Source organism: Chryseobacterium sp. S0630 (genome assembly GCF_024158915.1).
GTDB lineage: Bacteria > Bacteroidota > Bacteroidia > Flavobacteriales > Weeksellaceae > Chryseobacterium.
The window spans coordinates 25,321-33,357 of sequence record NZ_JAMZGF010000057.1 but is presented as its reverse complement, the minus strand read 5'-3'; the positions used below and the strand labels follow the sequence as shown (position 1 = coordinate 33,357).

Sequence of the window (8,037 nt, the reverse complement as noted above, 5' to 3'; positions counted from 1 at the left end):
GTAAAACTCGACAAGAACGGAAAAGTAGAATGGGAGAAGAACTTTGGTGGAAAAGGAGATGATCATTTGAGAACCCTGGCTTTAACTTCAACTGGTTTTATCATTGGTGGAGAATCCAGATCAGAAAGATCGGGAAACAAAACCGTAGGTATTGAAGAAGGAACAGATCTTTGGCTTATTTCCCTAAACGAAAGAGGTGAAGAACAGTGGCAAAAGTCCTATAGTTTTGGCAACCGTGATATTCTGATGGGAATGAGCGTTCTTCATTCTGCGGATGACAACTCTTCTAAAGGAATTTTATTAGGAGGATACACTCAGGCAGAAGGAAGAATACAGACAGATGATGAAACTTTTTGGATGCTGTATTTGGATCAGAATGGAAATGAACAGTGGAGGAAACATGTGAAAGGAGAATCCAGACAAAAAGAAGAAAGGCTTTCTGATTTAAAACTGAACAGAGATGGTTCTATTATTCTGGCAGGAACCAGTGCAGAAGAATTAGGTAAAGAGAACTGGAAGATTGTTAAGCTGGGAGACAAACAAGTTGATCAGTTGATTGAAAAATATGATATCAAGATCTATCCGAATCCAGTATCAGATTATGCTTATGTAGAAATAGGATTCAACGACTTCAAAGAAGCAGATATTCTGTTGTATGACATGAGCGGAAGACAACTTCAAAGTATAAAAACCAAAAACAGAGTTACTAAGGTTAATACCCAGGCTTTGGTTCAGGGAGCTTACTTAATTACCATAAAAACAGATACCAACAAAACGGCAAGTGCTAAATTAATTAAGAAATAAAAACACAATGAAAAAGAATATAACCAGTTTGTTTTTTTGCCTGTCCCTTGGAACAGCATTAGCGCAAACTACAGGCAGCAAACCATCCACCCTTCCAAATATTATTCCTCCATCTGCAGAGTCTTACAAACTTGGCTCTTTTGGAAACCTTCCCGTAAGTCTTTTCACGGGAAATGCTAATGTAGATATCCCTGTAACCTCCTTTGCAGCAGGAAATATTACTATTCCCATCAGACTTAATTATTTTTCCAATGGAATCAAAGTGGATGATATGAATGGCTCTACAGGCTTAGGCTGGAATCTTGTTTCAGGAGGCGTAATAACCAGGGTAATAAGAGATATGCCTGATGAAGACCATCAGAGCAATGTAGTGATTCCCACTAATATTGATGGACTTGGCGTAAACCATCCAACAGTCATGCAGTTTTTCCAGGATGCTTCCTTTGATGATATAGATACAGAGCAGGATTTGTATATGGCAAGTTTTGGAGGGATGCAGATTAAATTTGTCTTTGACAAAAAAGGAATTCCTGTCATTTATTCCCAAAAAGATGTAGTGATTGAGGGAACTAGTGGAGGAAATTCCTTTACTATAACGGTAGATAATGGAACCAAATACTATTTTACAGATAAAGAGACGACATCTAACCGCACCGCTGGTGCAGGACATTCTCTTATATCCATTTCTACCACAGCCTGGTATCTGACAAAAATTGAGGATATAAACAGTGGAGAAATTGTATTTATTGAAAATGTAGATGGTGGTTATACCAACACGATGAGCCAGTCACAGACCTTATCTTACACATCACCTAACGCGGGTCCAATGACATCAAGTTGTGGAAATCCTGCATTCATCCGATACCCTCAGGTCAGTGAGCTGATCAGCCATAACCAGACCGTTGCCGGAAAACAGATCAAGAGAATATACAGTAACAATCCTTCTTATGGAGAGATTATATTTGATTACCTACAATCAGGAGGCAGCAGTGATTATAAACGATTGCAAAAGGTTACTAGAAAAGTTAACGGCAGTATTATTAATGATGTTACCCTTAATTACAACCTTACAGCCAACAACAGGTTATTTCTCACTTCCGTCGTAGACAGTATTTTAAATACTACCTATGGGTTTGAATATAATTTACCGGATGTATTTCCTCAAAGACTCTCCTTCAGTAGAGATAGTTGGGGATATTATAATGGTGTAACCGGCAACACCAATCTTGTCCCTTCTATATATGAGGTAGCTTTGTGGAGCTCATATAACGGAGCATCGCAGCCAGTCAGCCCGCAACATACACCAATAGGGATGCTTCAGAAGGTTATTTACCCTACTAAAGGCTCTACTGAATTTTTTTATGAAAATAATACTTCGATTGAGAAAAATGTGATGTTGAGCCCATCAGAAAGAACGGGGGTCCAGATCAAGGCAACTGCGGATGATAATAATGCTCATGTTGAAAATACAGTGGTTTTTACTCCACTAAAAACAGAAGAAATAAGCTTGGGAGGGAGTGCCCAGTTTAACAATACGTGTGATCCTGCTGAACAAATCACCGGAAAGCACAGAGCTATTGTTAGCCTCTTGAAACCCGGTGGACAAGCCGTGCCATTGTATTATAAAACTTCAACAGGGGTTGTTACCAATGCAGGTAATTCAGTTACTTTTCCTACCAATAATGGAGGAGGTATTTTTGCCCATGTCCAGAAAGATGAACCTTTAACCCTTAAGCTTTGGACACTATTTGTTTGTACCCGTTCCACAGCATCCGCAAGCTATACCAGTAAAGAGGCAGTTTATGGAGACAGAGAAGTGCCTATTGGAGGTTTAAGAATCGCTAAAATTGTAGATACCTCAGAAAATGGAGTAGCCAATACAAGAAAGTTTATTTATCGTGATTTAAATGAACAAAACACGGAAGCTACTGTATTAAGAACTCCGGCATTTCAGGAGCAGCTTCTTTATACCAGAACTTGTAGTACAAATAATCCCAATCTGCCAAGTGGATCAGTTCCTACAGGAGTAGAAAGGTTTCCCTATACAATGGTAACATCTTCCAATATTAATCAGCTATTTGCTACCCATCCCAATGTATTTTATAAAACCGTGCAGGAAATTGTAGAAGGAAAATCAAATATTATTCATAAATACTCTACCAATGCAGATGATTTCGGAAAAGTAATTCATGGGGATAATATCCGAAACTCTGTATGGACCAATTTTGGTTGGAATAATGGACGAGAAATTCTGACTCAATATCTTGATGCAGGAGGTAGTCTGGTACGCACCGTAGAGATGAACTATGAGGAAGACAACAGTAGAAAATACCAGGTAGATGGTTTTTCGATCAGAAAGAACTATGAGAATCCAATCCCTAAGAATGTTACCTATACCTGCAGCGCTGAAGATATCACAAAAATGATTTCATATACAGTTTGTACTACCGATCATCATCATATTTATAACACTTCCGCTGCACTTGAAGATTGTATTGCCCCTGGAGCACATAACGTGACAACCTATTACAAAACCAGATGCTATGGCAAGAATGCAGGTGAAGTGATCACTTTTGAAGAACAATTGGATAACCTGGATATTATGCAGTATAAAAACATTTCTCATTTCGAATACCTGAAGTCTCAGAAAACAACAGATTATCTGAATGGTAATGCCATGAAAACAGAAACCCAATATTTCTTCAACAATCCCAAACACCATCAACTGACCAGTGAGAAAACAATTTTCCCTGATCTTTCTACTGCAGAAAAAACCTATCAGTATGCTCACGAGAAAAATAACCAGCTGATGATTAATAAAAACATGGTGGGGATTCCATTGGAAACGAAAGCACAACAAACGGTAAATAATATCACCAAAGTGACTTCCCGTGATGAAACAATTTATCCAACGGCTCTGCCTCATTCGGTTACCGGAAACTTTGTACTTCCATTATCTGAATACTCTTATGATACCCTGAGTCCTGCTACTTCCTCTAAGGATGTTACCTATGAAAAATATGATGACAAAGGAAATATTCTTCAATACAGGGAGAAAGATGGTACTCCGGTAAGTATTGTGTGGGGATACAACAAAACAAGACCTATTGCCAAAGTTGTAGGGGCATTGTATAGTCAGGTGGAAGGTTTGATCAATACTATGGTAGCGAAATCCAATGAAGATGCTGCTGATCCAACGAAAGAAGCTGAACTCTTACTGGCTCTTGATGCTTTTCAGCCTGTTGGAATGACCACCAAATATACTTACGATCCTTTAATAGGGGTAACCACCATTACTCCACCTTCAGGAGTTAGAGAACTCTATATCTATGACACAGCTAACCGCTTGAAGCAGGTTCAGGTAAGGGAAAGAGACAACACAGGAACCTATAGCTATAAGGTAGTTAAAGAATTCAAGTATAATTATAAACAGTAAACACCAATGAAAAAAATACAACTTTTAGGTCTGCTGTTTACAGCGATGACGGCATTTGCACAAAGCACCACAGAAAACTATGTGCAATCTAAAACCTGTTTAAATGGAGACTGTAGCAAGAAAACAGAAACAGTTACCTATTTTGACGGATTAGGAAGACCCAAACAGATCATTAGCGTAAAAGCAACCACTACCGGGAAAGACTTAGTTACTCCTATTACTTATGATGGGTATGGAAGACAGGCTAAAGATATTCTTCCTGTTCCTGCCAATAGCCTCAATTCAGCAATCCATACTGGGATTGTGAATGAAACGGCGGCTAATTCTTATTACGGTGTCACCAATGCGTATACAGAAAGAGAGATTGAAAATTCTCCATTGGACAGGGTAAAACAAGTGGCCCAGCCGGGTGAACCTTGGAAAATGGCATCCGGACATACCCAAAAGTATAAATATGAAGTAAACCAGGGCTTAGAAGTAAAGAAATTTATCACCAATACAACTACCAGTACAACCGGAACAGATAACAAAACGGTTTCTTCTGTATCCATAGTCCCAGGCAGTGAATTTTATGGGGCAGGAACATTATACAAAAATACGGTAACCGATGAGGATGGAACTCCTGTGATACAGTTTCAGAACGGACGTGGTGAGACTATTCTCGTACGTAGAACAGATGGAACCCAAAACATTGATACCTATTATGTGTACAATGAATACGGACAAAAAGCATTTGTAATTCCCCCTCTGGCAGTAAAGAAAATTGAACAAAACAGCAATATTGTTACCACAGATATTGTAAACACTCTATGTTACCAGTACCGATATGATGGATTGGACAGACAGGTGGAGAAAAGGCTGCCCGGAAGAGACGATTGGGAATCTGTGGTGTATGATGCGTCTGACCGCCCGGTGCTTACCCAGGATGTAAACCTGAAAAATAAAGGGAAATGGCTAATGACCAAGTATGATGCCTTTGGCCGTATTGCCTATACAGGGCTCATTGACGGAGGAAGCCGTGCAGATCTGCAGGGACAGGTTAATAATCTTGTCATCAGCGAAACCCCTACTGCTATAGGTTTCAGCAAAAACGGGATTGTAGTGTATTACACCAATACTCTTTTTACTAATTTTCAGACGCTTCTTTCTGTTCATTATTATGACTCTTATCCAAGGGATACCAAAGAGTTTCCTCCTGCGAAAATTCTTGATCAATATGTAGTTAACGAAGATAAATCGCTTAACGGAGGTGCGAATACTCAAGGTTTGACCACCGCCTCTTATGTGAAAAATATTGAAGATGATAGCTGGACGAAAACCTATTTCTATTACAATACCAAAGGAGGAAAAGTAGCAGAAAAAAGCTGGAATCATTTAGGAGGTTATACCAAAAAGGAATTTAAGCTTGATTTCTCCGGTGCTGTAGATGAAAGCTATACCTATCACAAAAAAGGGAATACAGATGCAGAAGTGGTGATCAAAGAAACGTTTGTGTATGATGGGCAGAAAAGACTGCTGAAGCATTATCACAAAGTGAACAGCCAGCCAGAAGAACTGCTGGTAGAAAACACTTACAATGATCTGGGACAGCTTACCAATAAAAAGACAGGAAATACCACGGGTACACCGTTACAGTCTATAGACCAGACCTACAATACCAGAGGATGGATTACGAAAGTGAATGATCCTGCCAACCTGAACGGGAAGCTCTTTGCCTATGAAATTAAATATCATAATCCAGTATATTCCACAGTTTCTACTGGCAAATACAACGGGAATATTGCAGAGATAGATTGGTCAAGTGCGGATAATGGTACATTCAGAAGGTATAATTATCAGTATGACGGATTAGACAGGCTAAAAAATGGTATTTATTCCGAACCTAATGCAGCTCTTCCAAAGAATAACTATTTTAATGAAAGTCTTACCTATGATGTAAATGGTAATATCGAAAGTCTTAAAAGAAATAGATTGTTGCAAAATTTTGGAGCAGAGCAGATTGATGATCTCACCTATACTTACGCAGGGAACAGAGTTAATACAGTAAGTGATGCTACAAGTAATTATGCAGGATATCCGGCTTCAGTATCAACTGCAATTCCTTATGACGGTAACGGAAACATGATTACCCATGAGGATAGAGGAATGCTACAGATAGACTATAATTTCCTTAATCTTCCCAACTATATAAAATTTAATAAATTATATAACACACATGATTTTGAGACTTACAATGTCAATACAAAATATCTGTATAATGCTGCCGGAGCCAAACTGAGAAAAGTCTATACCTATGGAACAGGTAGAGGACAGTTGGAAGCTATCAGCAAAACAGACTATTTGGATGAATTTCAATACACCGATGATGTATTAAGCTTTGTTCCTACTGCAGAAGGCTATTATGACTTTGTTAAAAATCTGTATATTTATAATTATACAGATCAGGTCGGAAATGTCAGATTAGCGTATTACAAAGATGCTTCCGGTATCCTGAGAATAGACAGAACCAATCATTACTATCCTTTCGGACTTGAGTTTGGCGGAGATTTTAATATTAATGGTACAGTAACCCCAAGCTATAGATACTCTACTCAGGGGCAGGAAAACCAGATTGATACTAAATGGAGTTCTTATAGATGGAGGAATTATGACACTGGTATGGCGAGGTTCTTTAATGTGGACCCGCTAAGTGAAAAATATAACACCTGGTCAACCTATGCTTTCAGTGGAAACAGAGTGGTTGATTCAAGGGAACTTGAAGGGTTAGAACCTATGGAAATAAATAAAACTACTAAAAACTTAGTTATTGTAACTCAAGGATGGGTAGGGAATCCGCCTAATGGGGCAACACAAGCTCAAAATTTTGTTAAAACAAATAAGGATGGAGGAATAGATTATGATGGTATAGGAATTATTAATAATCTTAATAGCAAAACAACACAAGTTGGTATCTTTGCCTCTTCAAAAGGGGAAAATACTAAAAATGATATTTTATCCTCGATTCAAAGTTTTAGAAAACAGAGCCCAAGCGGTAAATTAATTATGGTTGGACATAGTATGGGTGCTGACAATGAGATTGAACTTGTAAATGAACATCCTAATATCAAAGTTGATTTATTATTTACATTAGATATAGCTGATGATCCAAGAGTTGGGATTGATGATGATAAAATACCATCTAATGTTAAAACAGCCGTTAATTATTATAATAAAAATGATGGATTCATGCATTCTGGGATAGGTGGGGAAGATATTGAAATTAATGATCCTTCAAAAACAAAAGGAATAAATGTACCTGTAAGTGCAGCTCATACACAAATTGATAATAAATATCGCTATAATGCATATAATGCTGTAGTAAAAGAGTTAAATACAAAAGAAAAAAAGAAACCATGAGAAAAAATATTATAATTTTACTAATTAATATTGCTTATTTCCTTTTAATAGTAATTTTTTCTAAAAGCGATTATACATTCTTAACGACACAAAATGTTATGATTACTCTTTCTTTAATAGGCTGTTTATATAGTTTATATGGCGGTATTGATTCAATAAAAATCAAAAACAATTTTAAATGGTTGTTTTTATCAATTAATGTGTTGTTTTTTTTAATATATTCTTATGGATTATATTTTGATATAGTAGCTTATAATAAATAATTTTCTGATGTGATGGTTCTCTTAATTATAAACTATTAAGATTCTGTCTGAAATTTGAAAATAGGTAGAATCTAAGACTAGAACTTTTTAAGTAAATTAAAAAACAGATAATCTAAAGGTTATCTGTTTTATTCTTAG

General features: G+C 37.2%; 4 protein-coding genes. All 4 read left to right on the top strand.

From position 1 onward, the window contains the following. Window positions 1-804, top strand: an 804-nt coding sequence (locus tag NK356_RS19540) for a T9SS type A sorting domain-containing protein (RefSeq protein ID WP_253317809.1), incomplete at its 5' end; no start/stop codon positions are given. A gap of 7 nt (window positions 805-811) precedes the next feature. Then, window positions 812-4,240 (top strand): hypothetical protein, encoded by a 3,429-nt coding sequence (locus NK356_RS19535; RefSeq protein WP_034695333.1) that lies wholly within the window; start codon window positions 812-814, stop codon window positions 4,238-4,240. 6 nt (window positions 4,241-4,246) lie between these two features. Continuing rightward, on the top strand, window positions 4,247-7,636 hold the full coding sequence (locus NK356_RS19530) for a DUF6443 domain-containing protein (RefSeq protein ID WP_253317808.1): 3,390 nt from the start codon (window positions 4,247-4,249) through the stop codon (window positions 7,634-7,636). Continuing rightward, complete coding sequence (locus NK356_RS19525) at window positions 7,633-7,899, top strand: hypothetical protein (protein ID WP_253317807.1); 267 nt, start codon at window positions 7,633-7,635, stop codon at window positions 7,897-7,899. The genes NK356_RS19530 and NK356_RS19525 overlap by 4 nt, the downstream gene beginning before the upstream one ends. Window positions 7,900-8,037 lie beyond the last annotated feature (138 nt).

Coding starts and splice junctions, on each gene's coding strand:
- NK356_RS19535 (WP_034695333.1), top strand. CDS start 812: ATGAAAAAGAATATAACCAGTTTGTTTTTTTGCCTGTCCCTTGGAACA.
- NK356_RS19530 (WP_253317808.1), top strand. CDS start 4,247: ATGAAAAAAATACAACTTTTAGGTCTGCTGTTTACAGCGATGACGGCA.
- NK356_RS19525 (WP_253317807.1), top strand. CDS start 7,633: ATGAGAAAAAATATTATAATTTTACTAATTAATATTGCTTATTTCCTT.